This is a genomic window from Nocardiopsis halotolerans DSM 44410 (assembly GCF_000341065.1).
Lineage (GTDB): Bacteria > Actinomycetota > Actinomycetes > Streptosporangiales > Streptosporangiaceae > Nocardiopsis > Nocardiopsis halotolerans.
Genome location: NZ_ANAX01000129.1, coordinates 1 through 17,879 on the forward strand (window position 1 = coordinate 1; position 17,879 = coordinate 17,879).

The following is a 17,879-nucleotide window of genomic DNA, read 5'->3' on the forward strand; positions in this document are numbered from 1 at the left end:
GCGGGCCGTGGATCGACCGTCCGTGGAGCGCGGGTGAGCCCGCGCCGTTCGTGTTGCCCGCCGTGGAGCGGGGTGTGATCGTGTGCGGTGACGGCGACTACGACCCGGTGCCGTTCCTGGCGTTGGCCGAGATGACGGGGTGGCCGCTCCTGGCCGAGCCGACCTCCAACGCGCGCCGGGCGGGCGCGCTGTCGACCTACCGGCAGTTGCTGGCCTCGCCGCTGGGTACGTGGCGGGCGCCGGAACTGGTGGTGAGTGTGGGGCGTCCGAACCTGTCCCGGCAGGTCCTGGCGTTCCTGCGCAGGGCCGAGCGACACGTCGTGGTCAGCCCGCAGGTGAACGCGTTCTCCGATCCGGTGCGCACCGCCACCGATGTGGTGTCCGCGGTCGCGCCTCCCGCCGCCGTTGACCCCGACAGCGAGTGGTCGCGGGTCTGGGTGCGGGCGGAGGCGGCCGCCCGCGCCGCGCTGGACGCGGTGCTGGACGGGGAGGAGGCGCTCAGCGAGCCGCGGCTGGCGCGTGATCTGGCCGCGCACATGAACGCGAACTCGCTGCTGTTCGCCGGTTCGAGCATGCCCATCCGTGATCTGGACGCGACGATGCGGGCGCGCTGTGGTGTGCGCCTGGTGGGCAACCGCGGGGTGAGCGGGATCGACGGGTCGGTCTCCACGGCGATCGGTGCGGCGCTGGCCCACCAGGCCGGCGGTGGGGGGCACGCCTACGCCCTGTTGGGTGATCTGGCGATGTTGCACGACCAGAACGGGTTGGTGATCGGCCCGGGGGAGCCGCGTCCGGATCTGGCGATCGTGGTGGTCAACAACGACGGTGGCGGGATCTTCTCCGGTCTGGAGCAGGCGGGGCACCCCGACTTCGAGAGGGTGTTCGGTACTCCGCACGGGGTGTCGATGGAGCGGGTGGCGGCGGTCTCGGACCTGCCGTACACGCGCCTGGAGTGGGCGACCGATCTGCCCAAGGCGCTGTTGGGTGAGGGGTTGCGTCTGATCGAGGTGTGTACGCGGCGCTCCGACAGTGCGGCGTTGCGACGTCGGTTGCAGTCCGCGGTGGACGCGGCCGTGGCCGGGGTGGTCTAGCGGCGCGGTCCTCCGGGGGTGGGGTCCTTGGGGGCCGGGGCGTGCCGAAGCTGGCGAGGCCGGGAGGCCCCCCGCTTTCCCGTCGACCGGGAACGGGGCCCCGCTACCAGGCGGCGCGGTGGCTCGGCCTTCGCCGCTGGCTCGACCGGAACCCCGAGGACGGGCTGGCCGCGCGGGTGCGGGCGAGGCTCACCACCGGTCCCGCCCGCTACACGCGGTACCAGTGGGAACACCTCGGCTGGGGCGTCTTCGCGCTGATGGGTCGCTGACGGTTCCACCAACGCGGGTCCGGGCGGTGCGCCGCCCGGACCCGCGTGTTCCCGGGGCTCGAAGCGCGCGGGAGGGCCCCGCGCCGCCCTCCGTGCGGCCCGGTGTCAGCGTCACCGCTGGCGCTGCGGGTCCACCCCGAAGATCTCGGCGACGTCGTCCAGTACCGCGTGCGCGGAGATCAGGCCCACGCCGGACATCCAGTAGTCGTCGTCCACCGGGGTCTTGGTGCCCTCCAGTTCGTCCCACAGCGGGTTGGTGGTGTAGCGCTCCTTGTCCTCGGCCACCTCGCCGGCTCCGTCGTCGTAGGTGGCCACCAGGATGTGGTCGGCCTCCAGGTCCATCAGGCGTTCGGGGCTGTGGTAGGTCGCGATCTGGTCGGAGTCGGTGGCGGTGCCCTCGCTGGCGGGCAGTCCCAGGTCGTCCATGATGACGCCGATGTAGGAGTCACGGGTGTACAGGCGCACTCCGTCGGCGTCGCCGGCGAAGCGCACCACCGACACCGTGGGCGTCTCCCCGTCCGCCGACGCGGCGATCTCCTCGCCGATGGCGGCGGCCCGCTCCTCGTACTCGGCCAGGAGCCGTTCGGCCTCCTCGGTCTCGCCCATCGCCTCCGCGGCCAGGAGCAGGTTCTCCTTCCAGGTGGCGCCGGTGGTCTCCGACATCACCGTGGGGGCGACCTCGGTGAGCTGCTCGTAGCCGTCGCCGTGGCGGACCTCGGCGGACAGGATCAGGTCCGGTTCGGTCTGGGCGACCAGCTCCGGGCTGATCTCCCACAGCAGGCCCACCGACTCGGCTCCCTCGGCGCTGCCGGCGTTCCAGTCGCTTTCGAGCAGGTACTGGGGCAGGGTGTCCTCGCCCTCGGCGATCTGGGTGAAGCCGACGACGTTCCCGCCCAGGGCCAGGGTGGCGTCCACGTAGGTGAAGTCCAGCGGCAGCACGCGTTCGGGCGCGTCGGGGACCTCGGTCTCGCCCATGGCGTGCTCGACGGTGACGGGGAAGCCCTCCGCCGTCTCCTGCCCGGAGCCGGCGGAGGTCTCCTCCTCGGGTCCGCCCGCACCGCAGGCGGTCGCCAGGGTCAGGGAGGCGGCGAGGGCCAGGGGCAGGCCCACGCGGCGGAAGGGGGAGAGCGTGGTCATCGTGGGACTCCGGTGTTTCAGGGAAAAGGGGACAGCGGTGTTGTGTGGGTACGGAAACGGCACACACCAGTAGGTGATGTGTCGTCCCAGGCCAGAACGTGGCAAACTTAGGGTACTCAGGTGTGGCTAGGCAAACCTAACCAGGGTTGGCCTGGCCTTTCGTCATGATGGGGAGACCGGGTGAGTGAGAGCGCCGAGCCACCGCCGACCTTGGCGGCGTCGTCCGCGTCGCCGACGCCTCCCGCCGCCACCGCGGTCGCGGCCCGTCGCACGCGTCGGATCCGGGGCCTGGGGCTGCTGCTCCTGCTGCTCCTGCTCGCCGTCCTGGCCAGCGTCCTCGTCGGCGCCCGCGCCCTGAGCCCCCACACCGTGTGGCTGGCCCTGACCTCCACCGCGGGTGCCGAGGCCGACATCATCGTCAACGACATCCGCCTGCCGCGCACCGCGCTCGGGCTGCTCGCCGGGATCAGCCTGGGTCTGGGCGGCGCCCTCATGCAGGGCCACACCCGCAATCCCCTGGGTGACCCGAGCGTTCTGGGGGTGACCTTCGGCGCCGCCCTCGCCGTGGTGCTGGGCATCATGTTCTTCGACGTCGCGACCCTGTACACCCAGGCCTGGTTCGCCTTCGCGGGCGCCGCCGTGGCCGCCGTGGCGGTCTACGCGATCGGTTCGGTCCCCGGGCGCGGCCCCACACCCGTCACGCTGGCCCTGGCCGGAACGGCCGTGAGCTGGATGTCCTACTCGCTGGTCTCCGGTCTGGTGCTGCTGGACGAGTCCACCATGCAGACCTTCCGGTTCTGGCGGGTGGGCTCCCTCGTGGGCCGCGACCCCTCGGTCCTGGCGCCCATGGCACCCGTGGTCGTGGTCGGTGCCCTCCTGGCCCTGAGCAACGCCCGCGCCCTCAACGCCCTGGCCCTGGGCGAGGACACCGCCCGCTCGCTGGGCTTCCGGGTCGGTCGCGCCCGCGTCGTCGGTCTCGCCGCCGTCATCCTGCTCACGGGGATGACCGTGGCCGCATGCGGCCCCATCGCCTTCGTCGGGCTCATCGTGCCCCACCTGGCACGCGGCATCGTCGGCTCCGACTACCGCTGGCTGCTGCCCTACTCCGCCGTGATGGGCGCGACCCTGCTCCTGACCGCCGACGTCCTGGGCCGTTTCCTGGTGCGGCCCGGCGAACTCCAGGTCGGTGTGGTGCTCGCCCTGGTCGGGGCGCCCTTCTTCGTCTACGTCGTCCGCCGCCGGAGGCTGCTGTCCCTATGACCTCCACCCACCCCACACCCCCGTCCTCCACGTCCCCCGCACGCACGTCCGCCCCCGACGACGCACGGGGCGGGGCCCCGGTCCGTTCCCGCGGTCGGGCCCGCGCGCACCTGGCCAGCCGTGGTCGGGCCGTGCGCCTGGGGCCCGTGTCGATTCCGCTGCGGCCCCGCCTGGTGGTCCTGGGGTCGCTGGTGGCCCTGGTCCTGCTCGTGCTGGTGGGTCTCAACCTCTCCGTCGGCAAGGTGTACATCCCGCTCGACCGGGTGTGGGGCAACGTCATCGGGGCCACCTACGAGGACTACTTCACCGTCTGGCGGGTGCGCATGCCGCGCGTGGTGGTGGGCATGCTCGCGGGTGCCGCCCTGGCCGCCGCGGGCGCCATCACCCAGACCATCATGCGCAACCCCCTGGCCAGCCCCGACCTGCTCGGCGTCACCCACGGCGCCAGCACGGGCGTGGTCGCGGTGATGGCCTTCGGCGGCAGCTACGGCATCGTCACCGGGCCCCTGGCCGCCATCGGCGTTCCCGCCCTGGCCCTGTCCGGGGGTCTGGCCGCCGGGGTCCTGTGTTACGCGCTGGCATGGCGGGGCGGTATCGACGGGTTCCGCCTGCTGCTGGTGGGTGTGGGTGTGTCCACGGTGCTGATGAACCTGACGTTGTGGCTGCTCACCCTGGGGGAGGTCAGCGACACCGGCCGCGCCATGGTGTGGATCTCGGGCAGCCTGTCCATGCGCACCTGGCAGGACGCGCTTCCCGTCGCGGTGGCCCTGGCCCTGCTGTTGCCCCTGGCGTTGGCCGCGGCGCGCACCCTGGACGTGCTGGCCTACGGTGACGACGTGGTCCGCGCCCTGGGGGTGCGGTTGGGGAGGGCCCGTACCGCCATGTTGGTGCTGGCCGTGCTGCTGGCGGCCTTCGGTACCTCCGCGGCCGGGCCGATCCTGTTCGTGTCGTTGGCCTGTCCGCAGATCGCGCTGCGCCTGGCCCGTACCTCCCGGCCGCCCGTCCTGCTCTCCGCGCTCGTCGGTGCCGCGCTGACCTGTGCCGCCGACCTGATCGCCCGCAACCTGGTCAGCGTCCAGCTGCCGGTCGGCGTCGTCACCGGTTGCCTGGGCGCCCTCTACCTGATCCACCTGCTCGTCCGCGGCAACCGAAAGGCCCAGGCGTGACCACACACTCCACCCGCACGCGCAACGCCTCCGCTTCCACGACCGCCTCGGAACCCGCCACCCAGGCCACCGGTGCCGAGCCCGGCGCGCCGGTCCGGCTGAGCGCGCGCGGTCTCACCCTGGCCTATGACGACCACACCGTCGTCCGGGGGTTGGACGCCGACGTCGTCGAGGGCACCATCACCTGCGTCATCGGTCCCAACGGGTGCGGTAAGTCCACCATGCTGCGTGCCCTGGGCAGGCTGATGAAGCCCCGGGCGGGTCTGGTGGAGCTCGACGGCCGTGACATCCGCCGTGTGCCCACGCGTGAGGTGGCCGAGGTGCTGGGTGTGTTGCCGCAGCAGCCGGTGGCGCCGGACGGGCTGACCGTCGCCGACCTGGTCTCCCGGGGGCGGCACCCCTCCCAGCGCTGGTACCGGCAGTGGTCGGGTGAGGACCACCGGGCGGTGTCGGAGGCCCTGGAGCGGACCGGGCTGTCGGAGTTGGCCGACAGCCCGTTGCAGGAGCTGTCGGGCGGTCAGCGCCAGCGGGCGTGGATCTCCATGGTGTTGGCCCAGGGCACCGATCTCCTTCTGCTGGACGAGCCCACGACCTTCCTGGACCTGGTCCACCAGGTCGACGTTTTGGACCTGGTGCGTGAGTTGCACCGTGAGGGCGGGCGCACCATCGTCATGGTGCTGCACGACCTCAACCTCGCCGCCCGCTACGCCGACACCGTCATCACCATGCGCGCGGGGCGGGTCGTGGCCAGTGGCACCCCCGCGGAGGTGCTCACGCCCGAGCTGTTGCGTGAGGCCTTCGACCTGGAGGCGGTCGTGGTGGAGGATCCGGTCACCGGAGGGCCGATGGTCGTGCCGGTGGGCCGTAGCGGTGGGGGCGCGGCGCGCGGCGCGCGGCTGCCCTGACCGCGGCCCCTCCCCGGTGTCCTCCTCTCCGGAAACCGTCGAATCACGGGAAACGTGACAGATCCGGTGAGGGTTGCGCACGTGTGGGAACGCCGGCGGGCGTGGCATGTGGATCGGAGGGGTGGGGTACGCCATCATCACGACCAGAGCCGACGATGTGTGTTCATACCGCTCCCCACCGTGGCCTACCAGGGAATGCGGGGGAGTTGTAGGGGCGTTCACCTCGGTTTCACCCGCAGGTGTGGAACTTCGGCCAAGGTCGAGAGCGGTCGGCTGGGTACCCCACCGACCAAGGAGAGCCCGCGCGCCCTGGTCCGACCCCGCACCGACGGAGCGCGCGGAAGCAGCACGATCCCCGAGGAGAAGGTGTGCCCGAATCCGCGCCCCGCCGCCGCCCGCTGCCGTTGATCGGTCAGGTCGGGGGTGGCCGTTCCCGTGCGACATGCAGGCTGCGCTGTGGCGACGCCTGCTTCCACCCCGCCCCCAACACCAGTGACAACGTCTACTTCGGGGACATCGTCGCCAAGGCGTTCTCCCGCCGTAGCGCGCTGCGCGCCGGTGCCGTGAGCGCCGGGGCGGGGGCGCTGGGGATCTCCGCGCTCAGCCCCGCCGCCGCCGACCGCCGCGGCCCCAACCGGCCCCACCCCGCGCCCAGACCGACCTTCACCAGCGTCCAGCCCAACACCGACGACCAGGTCACCATCCCGCGCAACTACGAACAGCACGTCGTCATCCGCTGGGGCGAGCCGGTGCTGCCCGGCGCCCCCGAGTTCGACGTGTACGACCAGAGCGCCGAGGCCCAGGCCCAGCAGTTCGGCTACAACTGCGACTACGTCGGTTTCCACCAGCTCGACGACGACCACGGTCTTCTGTGGGTCAACCACGAGTACACCAACGAGGAACTGATGTTCCCGGGTTACGCCGGCGGGGACGCCGCCACCGAGGAGCAGATGCGTACCGCCATGGCCGCCCACGGTGGTTCCCTCGTCGAGCTGGAGCGTGAGGGGCGTACCGGCAAGTGGGTGCTGTCCAGGGGTGAGCGGGCCTTCAACCGCCGCGTCACGGCCGACACTCCCGTCCGTATCACCGGGCCCGCCGCCGGGCACGAGCTGCTCAGGACCGCGGAGGACCCCGACGGCACCCTGGTCAGGGGCATCCTCAACAACTGCGCGGGCGGGATGACCCCGTGGGGGACCTTCCTGACCACGGAGGAGAACTTCCACCAGTACTTCGCCCACGGTTCGGGGTCCGTCGAGACCCGCCGCTACGGCATCGGGACCGGTGCCAGCGGACGCCGCTGGGAGAGGGTCGAGGAGCGCTTCGACCTGTCCAAGCACCCCAACGAGGTCAACCGCTTCGGCTACATCGTGGAGATCGACCCGCTCGACCCCGCCTCCGAGCCGCGTAAGCGCACCATGCTCGGCCGTTTCAAGCACGAGGGCGCCAACTCCCGTCTGGCCGATGACGGCCGGGTCGTGATCTACATGGGCGACGACGAGCGCTTCGACTACATCTACAAGTTCGTCAGCGCCAAGAAGTACGTCGAGGGGTCGCGGCGCCACAACCTCACCCTGCTGGACTCGGGCACCCTGTACGTGGCGCGTCTGAGCGGTGACAGCCCCGCCGAGCAGATCGGTGGCCCGGACTTCCTGCCCGAGGACGGCGAGTTCGACGGCTCGGGTGAGTGGGTCGCGCTGTGCACCGACACCGAGAGCTTCGTCCCCGGCTTCGGCGTCGCCGAGGTGCTCGTCCACACCCGTCTGGCCGCCGACGCCATGGGCGCGACCAAGATGGACCGGCCCGAGGACTTCGAGTGCAGCCCGGTCACCGGCAAGGTCTACTGCGCGCTGACCAACAACTCCGCGCGTGAGCCCGGCCAGGTCGACGAGCCCAACCCGCGCGGCCCCAACAAGCACGGCCACATCCTGGAGGTCACCGAGGAGGGCAACGACGCCGCGGCCACCGCGTTCGCCTGGACCCTGCCGCTGGTGTGCGGTGACCCCGAGGACGAGGACACCTACTACGCGGGTTTCGACAAGTCCAAGGTCATGCCGATCTCCTGCCCGGACAACCTGACCTTCGACAGGGACGGCAACCTGTGGATCTCCACCGACGGCCAGCCCGGCGCGCTGGGGATCAACGACGGTCTGCACGTCATGCCGGTGGAGGGGCGTTTCCGGGGTGAGCTGAAGACCTTCGCGACCGTTCCGGTCGGTGCGGAGGCGTGCGGGCCCTTCGTCACCAAGGACGGCGGGACGGTGTTCCTGGCTCCCCAGCACCCGGGTGACGGCGGCACGTTCGAGGAGCCCACCAGCACCTGGCCCGACGGTGACTTCCCGCGTCCGTCCGTGGTGTGCATCTGGCACCAGGCGGGTCGCGAGGTGGGTAGGTAGACCAGCCACCTCCCCCCTTTCGGGGGAGGGCGGCGACCACCGGTCCCGGTTTCCATCGTAGGGGCTGCCGGGGCCGGTTCCTCGTTCCTTCGCCTGTTCCCACCCGTCGTTGCGCCGTGGTCGGGGCGGTACGAGGGCGCCCCGCGCATCACGGACCCCTGCGGGGTGCCTCAGAGCGGCTTCTCGAAGCACAGGGAGGCGGGGGAGTCGGCGTAGGCGCCGAAGCCCGGGATGGGCTCGTATCCGGAGCGGGTGTAGAACCGTACGGCGTCGGGCTGGCGGTCGCCCGCCTCCAGGCGCAGGCACCTCCAGCCCCGGTCCGAAGCCCATTCCTCCAGGGCTCCCAGGACCAGGGCGGCGGCGCCCGAGCCGCGCCGTTCCGGCACGACGTACATCCGTTTGATCTCGCCCGTGTCCTCGTCCAGCGGGCGCAGGCCGCCGCAGCCCACGGCCGTGCCCGCCGCGTCGCGGGCCACGACGAACACCGCGATGTCGTCCGCGGAGGGCGCCACACCGGGTTCGGAGTCGGGGGTGCCGTACCTGTCGGCGATCTCCGCGCGTTGGGCGGCCCGTAGGGCGGTGGCGTCCGGGTCGTCCCAGGAAACCTCGTCGATACGCATGCCGGTCACGCTAGCGGTGCCGTGTTTCGTGCTCGTGAACGCCCGTTCGGAGGGTGGATCGCGCGGAGCAGGGGTGCCCGCTGGGCCTTCTCCCCGGAGGGGGCTCAGGCGGGGTCGGTCAGGGCCTCGCGCATCACCCGGAACTTGGACTCGGTCTCGGCCAGTTCCGCGTGCGGCTCCGATCGGGAGACGATGCCGCCCCCGGCGAACAGTCGGGCGCTCGCTCCCTCCACGCGGGCGCAGCGCAGGGCGATGCCCCACTCGGCGTTGCCCGCGCCGTCCATCCATCCCACCGGACCGGCGTAGCCGCCGCGGTCCATGCCCTCGACCTCGTCGATCAGCCGCATGGCCGCCGCGGTGGGGGTGCCGCCCACGGCGGCGGTGGGGTGCAGGGCCGCCACCGCGTCCAGGGCCGAGACCCCGGGGGCCGGGCGGGCGTGCGCGGGGGTGGCCAGGTGCTGCACGTTGGCGAGCGCGAGCAGGCGGGGTCGCTCGGGTACGTCCAGTTCCTCGGTGAGCGGTTTCAGCGCGGTGCGCAGGGAGTCCACGGCCAGGCGGTGTTCGTCCACGTCCTTGGCCGAGGCCATCAGTTCCTCGGCCAGGAGTCGGTCGCGTTCGGGATCCTCGTCGCGGGGGCGGGTTCCGGCCAGGACCAGTGAGGAGAGCTGGTCGCCCTCGCGGCGCAGCAGCAGTTCGGGGGTGGCGCCGACCATGCCGTCCACGGAGAAGGTGAAGCAGTTGGGAAAGCGCGTGCGCAGGCGTTCGAGCAGGGTGCGCACGTCGATGGGGGAGTCGGCCCGGGCGAGGGTGTCGCGAGCCAGCACGGCTTTGTCGAGGTGTCCGGCGCGGATGCGTTCGACGGTGCCGGCCACGGCGGCCGTCCACTGTTGACCGGTCAGTGACCCGGTGTTCCAGGACAGCGGGCCGACGGGGCGCGGTGCGGGCGTGGGGGCGAGGGCCTGGTTCGGGCGCGGATGGGTTCCGGGGGTGTCGGTGACGGTGGTCAGCCAGGTGCGGCCGTCGCGCCGTCCCAGGAGTACGCGCGGTACCACCAGGGCCGATCCGGGGGAGGCGGGGGAGAAGGCGAAGGTGCCGAAGGCGACGGGGCCGGTGCCGGGGCGGCCGACCTCGTCGTGGACCTGGGCGCGTTCGACCAGGGCGTTCATCCAGCGGGCCGCCTCGGTGAAGCGGGTGGTGTCGGTGGGTTCGGCTGTGGCGGGTGCGCCGTCCAGGTCCAGCCGTGCGGCCTGGCCCCAGCCCACGACGCCCTCGTCGCCGGTCAGCCAGGCCAGGGGGGAGTCCGCGGGCAGGCGGTGCACCAGGCTGGTGGTGTGGTCGGGCAGGGTGACGGTGCGGACGAACAGTTGGGGCGGGGTCAGGGCGGCGTTCACGATGTCCGATTCTAGGACCTCGTTCGGACGGTGTGTCCGGGGCCGCGGGGTGGTGGGTGGGGTGGTGCGCCCTGAACGGTGCGCCGGGGTTGTCAGAGAAACGGGATTTCTGCCCTTTTCGTGCTGGTGTGCGAAGGTGTAGCGGCATGCTGTGGTTCCGCGCTGACCGGGGATGGTGCTGGTGAAGTCCGCGGTGTGCGAGGTGGTCCACGGTTTGGGCGACTCGTGGCTGAGAATTGTCTTCCTGGCCTACTCTGGTGCGCGGCGTGGCGCCACGGTGACGGTGGTGCGCGACGACTCTCGGAGGAGACCTGTCCATGGACGCAGCGGCACGTGCCGTGACCTCGCCGCGTGCGGCGTTCCGGTGGGCGGCGACGGCCGCCGCGGCCGCCGTCCTGCTGTCGGGATGCACCGGCGGTGGAGCGCGGACCCCCGCGGCCTCCGGGTCCTCCGGGCCCGCCGACCGGGCGGCCGCACCCGTCCGGTGCGACGTCAACGGCGAGGAGGACGGGCGACGGATGCGCGGGGCGTGGCTGACCACGGTCCGCAACATCGACTGGCCCTCCGAGCCCGGCCTGCCCGCCGAGGAGCAGAAGGCCGAACTCGACGCCTACCTCGACGACGCCGTGGACATGGGTCTCAACGCCGTCTTCCTGCACGTGCGCCCCACCGCCGACGCCCTGTACGAGTCGGACCTGGAGCCGTGGGCGCGCTACCTCACCGGCGAGCAGGGCGGCGATCCGGGTTACGACCCGCTGGAGTACGCCGTGGCCGGGGCGCACGAGCGCGGCCTGGAGCTGCACGCCTGGTTCAACCCCTACCGGGTGGGCTTCCAGGACCCCGACGTGGAGAACCTCACCGAGGACCACCCGGCGAGGAGGAACCCCGGGTGGCTCGTCGACTACGGTGACGAGGCCTACCTCGACCCCGGCGACCCCGAGGTCCGCGCGTGGGTGAGCAGGGTCGTCCTGGACGTGGTGGAGCGCTACGACGTCGACGGCGTGCACTTCGACGACTTCTTCTACCCCTACCCCGTACAGGGGGAGGAGTTCGACGACGACGCCTCCTGGGAGGCGCACGGCGACGGCTTCGACAGCCGGGCCGACTGGCGGCGCGACAACGTCAACCAGCTCATCGCCGACGTCCACGCCGGTATCGAGCGGATCAGGCCCTGGGTGAGCTTCGGGATCTCCCCGTTCGGTATCTGGCGCAACGACTCCACCGACCCCGCGGGGTCGGCGACCTCGGGCCTTCAGTCCTACGACGCCCAGTACGCCGACACCCTCGCCTGGATCGAGGAGGGCACGATCGACTACGTCGCTCCGCAGCTGTACTGGGAGCGGGGTTTCGGGGTCGCCGACTACGAGGTCCTGGCCGACTGGTGGGCCCAGCGGGTCGAGGGCACCGGTGTGGACCTGTACATCGGCCAGGGCGCCTACCGGGTGGGCGAGGAGGGCTGGGAGTCCGAGAGCGCGCTCAGCACCCAGCTGGACTACTCCGGTGGGCTGCCCCAGGTGGACGGCGACGTGTACTTCTCCATCGGAAGCCTGCGCTCGAACGCCGCCGACGCCTACGCCAGGCTGGCCGGGGACCACTACGACGGCCCCGCGCTGCCGCCGCGCTCGGACGCGCCCGGGGGGCGGGAGCCACTGGTCGGCGCGGTCGGGGGCGTCACCGCCCAGACGGTCGAGGACGGCGTCGACGTGGAGTGGGAGGCCGTGGAAGGGGCCCGTTTCTACGCCGTCCACCGGCTGCCCGCCGACGCGGCCGGGTCCGGGGTCGGGGAGGGTCTGTGCGCGGCGGTCACCGCGGACCGCCTCGTGGGCGTCACCGGGCGGACCGGGCTGACCGACACCGCTCCGGCGGAGGACGGCGTGCGGTACGTCGTCACGGCGCTGGACGACTACCGGGCCCAGGGGCCGGTCGGCGAGGTCGCCGACGTGCGGGGCTGACGCCGGCGCGGCCGCGCACTGTGGCATGTCGCAAACTCCAGGAGCCAAAGAGGAAAGAGCGGTATCTGCTAGCGGAAAGCCCATTTCGTGTCGGCAGATGCGAGGAGTAGGTTGGCTCCATGCCGACCTTCCACATCAGCGAGGCCGCGGACCTGCTCGGGGTCAGCGCCGACACCGTCCGCCGCTGGGTCGACTCCGGTCGTCTGTCCGCCACGCGTGGGCCCTCGGGCAGGCGCCTGGTCGACGGCGCCGACCTGGCGGGGTTCATGCGGGCGGGGGCCGGCGAGGACCCCGCCCGCCACCGTTCCTCGGCGCGCAACCGCTTCCGCGGCCTGGTCACCGAGGTCGTCCGTGACCGGGTGATGGCCAGCGTGGAGATCCAGTCCGGCCCCCACCGGGTGGTCTCCCTGATGAGCCGGGAGGCCGCCGACGAACTCGGTCTGGAGGTGGGCACCGTCGCCACGGCGGTGGTCAAGTCCACCAACGTCGTCGTCGAGACCACCGGGGAGCACCATGCGTGAGCGTCCGTCCCGTTCCCAGCGGCCCCGCCGATCCCGTCCGTTCCGCACGTACCTGCCCCGTGCCCTCCGCCGGGCCGCCCCCGGTCGGTCCAGAGCCCGTCCGTGCCGCGCCTTCGGTGTCCTCCGCATGACCGATCCGGGCTCCTCCCATGTTCGTCGGGTTCGTGCTTCACGCCTGGCCGTCCTCCTGGTCTCGGGTTCCCTCGCCCTCACCGCCTGCGCCCAGGACACCGGTTCCGAGGAGGGCTCCGGCGGCCGGCTCACCGTCTTCGCCGCCGCCTCCCTCACCGACGTCTTCACCGACCTGGCCGAGCGGTTCGAGGCCGAACACCCCGGGGTCGAGGTCGTCCTCAACTTCGCGGGCAGCAGCGACCTGGCCCTGCAGATCAACTCCGGTGCCCCCGCCGACGTCTTCGCCCCGGCCGACACCGCCACCATGGACCGGGTCGCGGAGGGTGAGGGGCTGGACGCCGACTGGGCCGCCGAGCACGGTGATTGGGGAGTGGTCTTCGCCACCAACACCCTGCGCATCGCCGTGCCCCCGGACAACCCCGCCGGTGTCGGCGCGCTGTCCGACCTCGCCGACGAGGACCGCACCGTCGCCCTGTGCGCCCAGCAGGTCCCCTGCGGCGCGGTCGCGACCGAGGTCCTGGACGCGGCGGGGCTGGAGGTGGTTCCCGACACCTACGAGGAGGACGTGCGCGCGGTCCTGACCAAGGTCGAACTCGGCGAGGTCGATGCCGGGCTCGTCTACGCCACCGACGTCATGTCCGCCGAGGGCCGGGTCGAGGGCATCGCGTTCCCCGAGGCCGCCGAGGCGGCCAACGACTACCCCATCGGGGTCGTCTCCGGTGCCCCCGAGTCCGATCTCGCCGCCGCCTGGGTGGAGCTGGTCCGCTCCCCGGAGGGCACGGAGGTCCTCACCGACGCCGGGTTCACGGTGCCATGAGGCCCGAACGCGGGTCCGGGCCCTCCGCCGCTTCCACCGGGACCCGTGAGCGTGCGCTGCGCGCCCGCGGCGGGCGGCCGCCCTGGATCCTGGTCCTGCCCGCGCTGGTGGGCGTGGCCTTCCTGGTGCTGCCCATGGTGGGCCTGCTGGTGCGCGCGCCGTGGTCCACCCTGGGCGGTCGCCTCCTCCAGCCCCAGGTGTTGTCGGCCCTGTGGTTGTCGCTGTCCACCGCCACCGTCGCCACCGGCCTGTGCCTGCTGTTGGGGGTGCCGCTGGCCTGGTCGCTGGCCCGCACCGACTTCCCCGGGCGCCGCCTGGTGCGCGCCCTGGTCACCGTTCCCCTGGTGATGCCGCCCGTGGTCGGCGGTGTGGCGCTGCTGTTGGCCCTGGGGCGCAACGGTCTGCTCGGCCGGTACCTGGACGCCTGGTTCGGGATCACCCTCCCCTTCACGCCCGCCGCCGTGGTCCTGGCCCAGGTGTTCGTGGCCATGCCCTTCCTGGTGATCAGCGTGGAGGGGGCGCTGCGCGGCGCGGACCGCCGCTACGAGGAGGCCGCCGCCACCCTGGGGGCCAGCCGGACCGCGGTCTTCACCCGCGTCACCCTGCCCATGGTGTTGCCGGGTATCGGCGCGGGAGCGGTCCTGTGCTGGGCGCGCGCCCTCGGCGAGTTCGGCGCGACCATCACCTTCGCCGGGAACTTCCCCGGTACCACGCAGACCATGCCGCTGGCCGTGTACGTGGCCATGCAGCGCGATCCCGAGGCCGCCATCGTGCTCAGCCTGGTCCTGTTGCTGGTGTGCCTGGCGGTCCTGGCGACCCTGCGCGAGAGATGGACGAACGTCTGATGAGACCGACCGACGACGCCTCCCACCAGCCGACCGCGTCCGGCGTGCCCGCTACTCCCGCGCTGGAGGCGGATCTGCGCCTGCGCCGGGGCTCGTTCACCCTGGAGGTCTCCCTGACGGTCCAGCCGGGGCAGATCCTCGCCCTCCTGGGCCCCAACGGCGCGGGCAAATCCTCGGCGCTGCGTGCCCTGGCCGGACTGGTGCCCCTCACCGGTGGCCACGTGCGCTTCGATGGCCGCGACCAGACCACCGCCCCCGTGGAGCGCCGCCCCATCGGCATGGTCTTCCAGGACTACCTGCTCTTCCCGCACATGAGCGCCCTGGACAACGTCGCGTTCGGTCCGCGCCGTCAGGGTCTGTCGCGGGCGGCCGCCCGCGAGCGCGCCGCCGGGTTGCTCGACCACATGGGCCTGTCCGCCCACGCCCGGGTCCGGCCGCGCCGCCTCTCCGGTGGTCAGGCCCAGCGGGTGGCGCTGGCCCGCGCCCTGGCCGTGCGCCCGCGTCTGCTGCTGCTCGACGAGCCCATGGCCGCCCTGGACGCCAGTACCCGCATCGACGTGCGTGCCCGGTTGCGCCACCTGCTGGAGGAGTTCGACGGGGCCACGGTCCTGGTGACCCACGATCCGCTCGACGCCATGGTGCTCGCCGACCGGGTGGCGGTGATCGAGGGGGGCCGGGTGGTCCAGCAGGGGGTGCCCGCCGAGGTGGCGCGGCGTCCGCGCACCGCCTACGTGGCGCGGCTGGTGGGGCTCAACCTCTTCCGGGGCAGGGCCGAGGGCACCACCGTCACCCTGGAGGAGACGGAGACGGAGACGGAGACGGGGGCGGGTACCGGTGGTCCGGCTCTGGTGGAGGTACACCAGGCGCACCGGGGTCCGGCCCTGGTGGCGTTTCCGCCGCGCGCCGTGGCCCTGTACCCGTGCCGTCCGCATGGCAGTCCGCGCAACGTGTGGCGGCTGAGGGTGGAGGGGACCGAGCGCTTCGGTGACCAGGTGCGGGTGCACCTGGCGGGGCGGCTCTCGTTGGCCGCCGACATCAGTCCGGCGGCCCTGGCGGAGTTGGGCCTGTCCCGGGGCGACGCGGTGTGGGCGGGCGTCAAGGCGGCCGAGGTCGAGTGTTATCCGGGGTGAGCGGTCGGGGTCGGTGCCGCCGCCCCGGTGGGTAGGGGTCGTGGTGTGGGCACCTGACCGGCGTCGACTCGCGATGGCGTGTTCGCGACCGGTGAGGGGGCGGAGCGTGCCGTGGGCACGGTCGGGTGTCCGGTTCCGGTCCCGGCGAGGAGGTGTTGGCCGACGAAGGGCGGATATTTCTACCCTTGGCACGTCATTAAAACCTCTATCGGAAAACCCGTGCACACCTGGATATCTCAGGTTCACCCGGGGGAGACTGTAAGACACCTGGCGACGACAGTCCTTCCCCCCGTGGCTGAGGAGGGTGCCATGTCCCTGAGAGAGCACGAGAGAAGAATCCTCGAGGAGATCGAGCGGCAGCTCAGCGAGGAGGAACCCGATCTCGCCGGACGCTTGGAGTCCTTCGGGTCGGGGGACCCCGACGCTCCGGCCGATCCCGGCCTCACCGGTTGGAAGCCGTGGGTGGCGTGCGGCCTGATCGCCGCGGTCACCGCGGGCCTGCTCGTGATGCTGTTCGTACTGACGCCGAGCACGCCGCAACCGTCCCCACCGGCGCCCGCCGGTACCTCGGAGACCACCAACGACCCGGTTCCCGATCCCGACACCACTGGTTCGACGGACACCGCTCCGGACCAGCCCGCGCCCGCCGGGACGCCCTGACCGCCCGGCGACCTCTCCTCGGGGGCGGGACCGCCGCCGAGGTGGTGACCGCGGTGACACGGCGGTCACCGTGGACCCGCCGCGGGCGTGCCGTCCGGTTCCACGGCCGGGAGGGGCCCGTCGCCGGGTGCCCTGGGGGTCTCCACACGCCTGAGGGGCGGTGCGCGGCGAACGCGCACCGCCCCGGGGTCCTCGCCCACGGGTGTCCCGGGTCAGGAACCGTAGCCGAAGATCACGGTCCAGTAGGGGCCGCCATCGCCGTGCACCACGCCCACGCCGATGTCCTCGGCGTCGCAGTTGCCGAGCACGCCCGGGTGGCCGTGACGGCTCGTCCAGGCCTCCACGGCCTCCTCCGCCGATTCGAATCCGCTGGCCACGATCTCGCCCGCCACACGGCTGTAGCCCTTGTCGTGGGCCCGGTCGGTGGCCGACGAGTGGCCGCCGAAGAACCAGGGGCTGTCGAAGCCGCCGCCCCCGGCCTCGCTCTGGCTGTGCTCGCGTGCCGCGTCGGCGAGTACGTCGTCGACCTCCAGCGCGTCACATCCGTATTCGGGCCGTTCGGCGTTCACCAGCCGTACGACCTTGTCCTCGGCCTCGGTCCAGGGCTCGGCCGCGTCGTCCTCGTCCTGCACCCACGGCGGCGGCCAGTCGGCGCCGACTCCGGGGGCCGATGATGGCGCCGATCCGTTCCCGGCCGCGTCGGGGTGGGCGGCACCCGTCACAGTGGCGCAGCACACGGCCGCCGCCATCCCCGCGAGGATGGGCCCTCGCAGTAGGTCTCGCATCTCTTTCTCTCTCCGTCTCCCGTGCACGGGGGCGCGTGTGTCGCGCCGTCTCCGCGCACACCAGGGGCGGACAGCCAGGGGCCGCCCGCCCGCAACCTCGCGGGAACTCACTCGGCCTTGCTGGTGGTCCTGTCCACCGTGGCGCCGTGCGCGGTGGCGGTGTAGGTCACGTACTCGTAGGTGACCTCGCCGTCCTCGCCGACGTGGCTGTGGACCACGGTGATGGTGGCGCCCTCGGCGTTCGCGACGCTGAAGCTGTCGCGGAAGTCCGCGTCAGCCATCGCGACCGAGGGCGCGCCCAGTGTCAGGCCGAACGCCACACCGGTCAGGGCCAGCGTTCGTCGTAGTGGGACCATCGGTCCTTCCCCCTTTCGGGTTGGTCATGTCATGCCCGCCGGGCGCGGTGGCCGTCTCGGCCGCCGCGCCCGGCGGGAAGCGGATGCCTAGTCCGCAGCACTGGTGATGCTGTGGGAGGCAGCGCCGTCGTGACCGGCCCAGGTGGCCTCCTTCTCGTAGAAGGTGCCGCCGTCGCCACCGCCGAAGCCGTGGTGGTCACGGTCGTGGCCGTGGCCGTGGCCGTGCCCGTGTCCGTGGCCGCCGTGGCCGTGGCCGTGGTCACCGTCGGAGGCGAACGCCGTCACGCTGTGGTTCGCGGCGCCCTTGGGGCCGGCCCAGCTGGCCTCACCCTCGAAGAAGCTGTCCGCCAGAGCGGTGGCCGGGGCGCCGAAGGCCAGGGCCGGGGCGGCGACGGAGGCGAAGGCGAGACGAGTGAGAGTCTTGCGGTTCATCCTGTGTCCTTTCGAGG

Annotated in this window: 17 protein-coding genes and 1 pseudogene; 12 read left to right on the top strand and 6 right to left on the bottom strand. The window is 72.4% G+C overall.

The genetic code is table 11. The annotated features are described in order from the left end of the window. Together D455_RS0109500 and D455_RS32755 are read left to right on the top strand one after the other, a co-directional pair. A pseudogene (locus tag D455_RS0109500) lies at positions 1 to 1,091 on the top strand (2-succinyl-5-enolpyruvyl-6-hydroxy-3-cyclohexene-1-carboxylic-acid synthase); the annotation flags it as partial. 41 nt (positions 1,092 to 1,132) lie between these two features. Then, positions 1,133 to 1,360, top strand: a complete 228-nt coding sequence (locus D455_RS32755) for a hypothetical protein (RefSeq protein ID WP_241480216.1) — start codon at positions 1,133 to 1,135, stop codon at positions 1,358 to 1,360. Positions 1,361 to 1,471: 111 nt separating this feature from the next. Here the strand turns inward: D455_RS32755 and D455_RS0109510 are convergent, their stop codons facing one another. After that, positions 1,472 to 2,497, bottom strand: a complete 1,026-nt coding sequence (locus D455_RS0109510) for an ABC transporter substrate-binding protein (protein WP_017570495.1) — start codon at positions 2,495 to 2,497, stop codon at positions 1,472 to 1,474. Between the two features lie 180 nt (positions 2,498 to 2,677). On the opposite strand from D455_RS0109510, the gene D455_RS0109515 reads away from it, so the two are divergent. The 4 genes from D455_RS0109515 to D455_RS0109530 all read left to right on the top strand — a co-directional run bounded on the left by D455_RS0109515 (position 2,678) and on the right by D455_RS0109530 (position 8,221). Beyond that, positions 2,678 to 3,757: a FecCD family ABC transporter permease gene (locus D455_RS0109515; protein ID WP_017570496.1), complete on the top strand. Its 1,080-nt coding sequence runs from the start codon at positions 2,678 to 2,680 to the stop codon at positions 3,755 to 3,757. A 146-nt stretch (positions 3,758 to 3,903) separates the two neighbouring features. Continuing rightward, positions 3,904 to 4,923, top strand: coding sequence for a FecCD family ABC transporter permease (locus D455_RS0109520; protein ID WP_241480217.1), 1,020 nt, complete (start codon positions 3,904 to 3,906; stop codon positions 4,921 to 4,923). Further along, positions 4,920 to 5,828, top strand: coding sequence for an ABC transporter ATP-binding protein (locus D455_RS0109525; protein WP_017570498.1), 909 nt, complete (start codon positions 4,920 to 4,922; stop codon positions 5,826 to 5,828). The genes D455_RS0109520 and D455_RS0109525 overlap by 4 nt, the downstream gene beginning before the upstream one ends. A gap of 368 nt (positions 5,829 to 6,196) precedes the next feature. Next, on the top strand, positions 6,197 to 8,221 hold the full coding sequence (locus tag D455_RS0109530) for a PhoX family protein (RefSeq protein ID WP_017570499.1): 2,025 nt from the start codon (positions 6,197 to 6,199) through the stop codon (positions 8,219 to 8,221). 170 nt (positions 8,222 to 8,391) lie between these two features. Here D455_RS0109530 and D455_RS0109535 read toward each other — a convergent pair whose 3' ends face one another. Both D455_RS0109535 and D455_RS0109540 read right to left on the bottom strand, forming a co-directional pair. Next, positions 8,392 to 8,841, bottom strand: coding sequence for a GNAT family N-acetyltransferase (locus tag D455_RS0109535; RefSeq protein ID WP_026122472.1), 450 nt, complete (start codon positions 8,839 to 8,841; stop codon positions 8,392 to 8,394). A 104-nt stretch (positions 8,842 to 8,945) separates the two neighbouring features. Then, on the bottom strand, positions 8,946 to 10,232 hold the full coding sequence (locus D455_RS0109540) for an isochorismate synthase (protein ID WP_017570501.1): 1,287 nt from the start codon (positions 10,230 to 10,232) through the stop codon (positions 8,946 to 8,948). A gap of 317 nt (positions 10,233 to 10,549) precedes the next feature. On the opposite strand from D455_RS0109540, the gene D455_RS0109545 reads away from it, so the two are divergent. The 6 genes from D455_RS0109545 (at position 10,550) to D455_RS0109570 (ending at position 16,289) form a co-directional block, all read left to right on the top strand. Continuing rightward, complete coding sequence (locus tag D455_RS0109545) at positions 10,550 to 12,184, top strand: glycoside hydrolase family 10 protein (RefSeq protein WP_026122473.1); 1,635 nt, start codon at positions 10,550 to 10,552, stop codon at positions 12,182 to 12,184. Positions 12,185 to 12,303: 119 nt separating this feature from the next. Next, complete coding sequence (locus tag D455_RS0109550) at positions 12,304 to 12,705, top strand: TOBE domain-containing protein (protein WP_017570503.1); 402 nt, start codon at positions 12,304 to 12,306, stop codon at positions 12,703 to 12,705. Between the two features lie 127 nt (positions 12,706 to 12,832). Beyond that, a complete protein-coding gene (modA, locus tag D455_RS0109555) occupies positions 12,833 to 13,654 on the top strand; it encodes a molybdate ABC transporter substrate-binding protein (protein WP_017570504.1) in 822 nt (273 codons plus the stop codon). Continuing rightward, entirely contained in the window at positions 13,651 to 14,499 is an 849-nt protein-coding gene (locus tag D455_RS0109560) for an ABC transporter permease (protein ID WP_017570505.1), read from the top strand. The genes modA and D455_RS0109560 overlap by 4 nt, the downstream gene beginning before the upstream one ends. After that, positions 14,499 to 15,629, top strand: a complete 1,131-nt coding sequence (locus D455_RS0109565; protein ID WP_017570506.1) for an ABC transporter ATP-binding protein — start codon at positions 14,499 to 14,501, stop codon at positions 15,627 to 15,629. The genes D455_RS0109560 and D455_RS0109565 overlap by 1 nt, the downstream gene beginning before the upstream one ends. Before the next feature lie 309 nt (positions 15,630 to 15,938). Then, complete coding sequence (locus D455_RS0109570; RefSeq protein ID WP_017570507.1) at positions 15,939 to 16,289, top strand: DUF3040 domain-containing protein; 351 nt, start codon at positions 15,939 to 15,941, stop codon at positions 16,287 to 16,289. A 212-nt stretch (positions 16,290 to 16,501) separates the two neighbouring features. Here D455_RS0109570 and D455_RS29905 read toward each other — a convergent pair whose 3' ends face one another. From D455_RS29905 to D455_RS0109585, 3 genes are all read right to left on the bottom strand, one after another. Then, positions 16,502 to 17,074, bottom strand: coding sequence for a CAP domain-containing protein (locus D455_RS29905; RefSeq protein ID WP_051064609.1), 573 nt, complete (start codon positions 17,072 to 17,074; stop codon positions 16,502 to 16,504). A 107-nt stretch (positions 17,075 to 17,181) separates the two neighbouring features. After that, on the bottom strand, positions 17,182 to 17,430 hold the full coding sequence (locus D455_RS0109580; RefSeq protein WP_017570509.1) for a hypothetical protein: 249 nt from the start codon (positions 17,428 to 17,430) through the stop codon (positions 17,182 to 17,184). 87 nt (positions 17,431 to 17,517) lie between these two features. Then, positions 17,518 to 17,862 carry a hypothetical protein gene (locus D455_RS0109585; RefSeq protein ID WP_017570510.1) on the bottom strand — a complete coding sequence of 115 codons (345 nt, stop codon included), beginning with the start codon at positions 17,860 to 17,862 and terminating at the stop codon, positions 17,518 to 17,520. Between the last annotated feature and the right edge of the window lie 17 nt (positions 17,863 to 17,879).

Excerpts from the sequence above, each read along its gene's own strand:
- D455_RS0109565 (WP_017570506.1), top strand. The coding sequence starts at position 14,499 with ATGAGACCGACCGACGACGCCTCCCACCAGCCGACCGCGTCCGGCGTG.
- D455_RS0109560 (WP_017570505.1), top strand. The coding sequence starts at position 13,651 with ATGAGGCCCGAACGCGGGTCCGGGCCCTCCGCCGCTTCCACCGGGACC.
- D455_RS0109550 (WP_017570503.1), top strand. The coding sequence starts at position 12,304 with ATGCCGACCTTCCACATCAGCGAGGCCGCGGACCTGCTCGGGGTCAGC.
- D455_RS0109580 (WP_017570509.1), bottom strand. The coding sequence starts at position 17,430 with ATGGTCCCACTACGACGAACGCTGGCCCTGACCGGTGTGGCGTTCGGC.
- D455_RS0109570 (WP_017570507.1), top strand. The coding sequence starts at position 15,939 with ATGTCCCTGAGAGAGCACGAGAGAAGAATCCTCGAGGAGATCGAGCGG.
- modA (WP_017570504.1), top strand. The coding sequence starts at position 12,833 with ATGACCGATCCGGGCTCCTCCCATGTTCGTCGGGTTCGTGCTTCACGC.
- D455_RS29905 (WP_051064609.1), bottom strand. The coding sequence starts at position 17,074 with ATGCGAGACCTACTGCGAGGGCCCATCCTCGCGGGGATGGCGGCGGCC.
- D455_RS0109535 (WP_026122472.1), bottom strand. The coding sequence starts at position 8,841 with ATGCGTATCGACGAGGTTTCCTGGGACGACCCGGACGCCACCGCCCTA.
- D455_RS0109585 (WP_017570510.1), bottom strand. The coding sequence starts at position 17,862 with ATGAACCGCAAGACTCTCACTCGTCTCGCCTTCGCCTCCGTCGCCGCC.
- D455_RS0109545 (WP_026122473.1), top strand. The coding sequence starts at position 10,550 with ATGGACGCAGCGGCACGTGCCGTGACCTCGCCGCGTGCGGCGTTCCGG.
- D455_RS0109510 (WP_017570495.1), bottom strand. The coding sequence starts at position 2,497 with ATGACCACGCTCTCCCCCTTCCGCCGCGTGGGCCTGCCCCTGGCCCTC.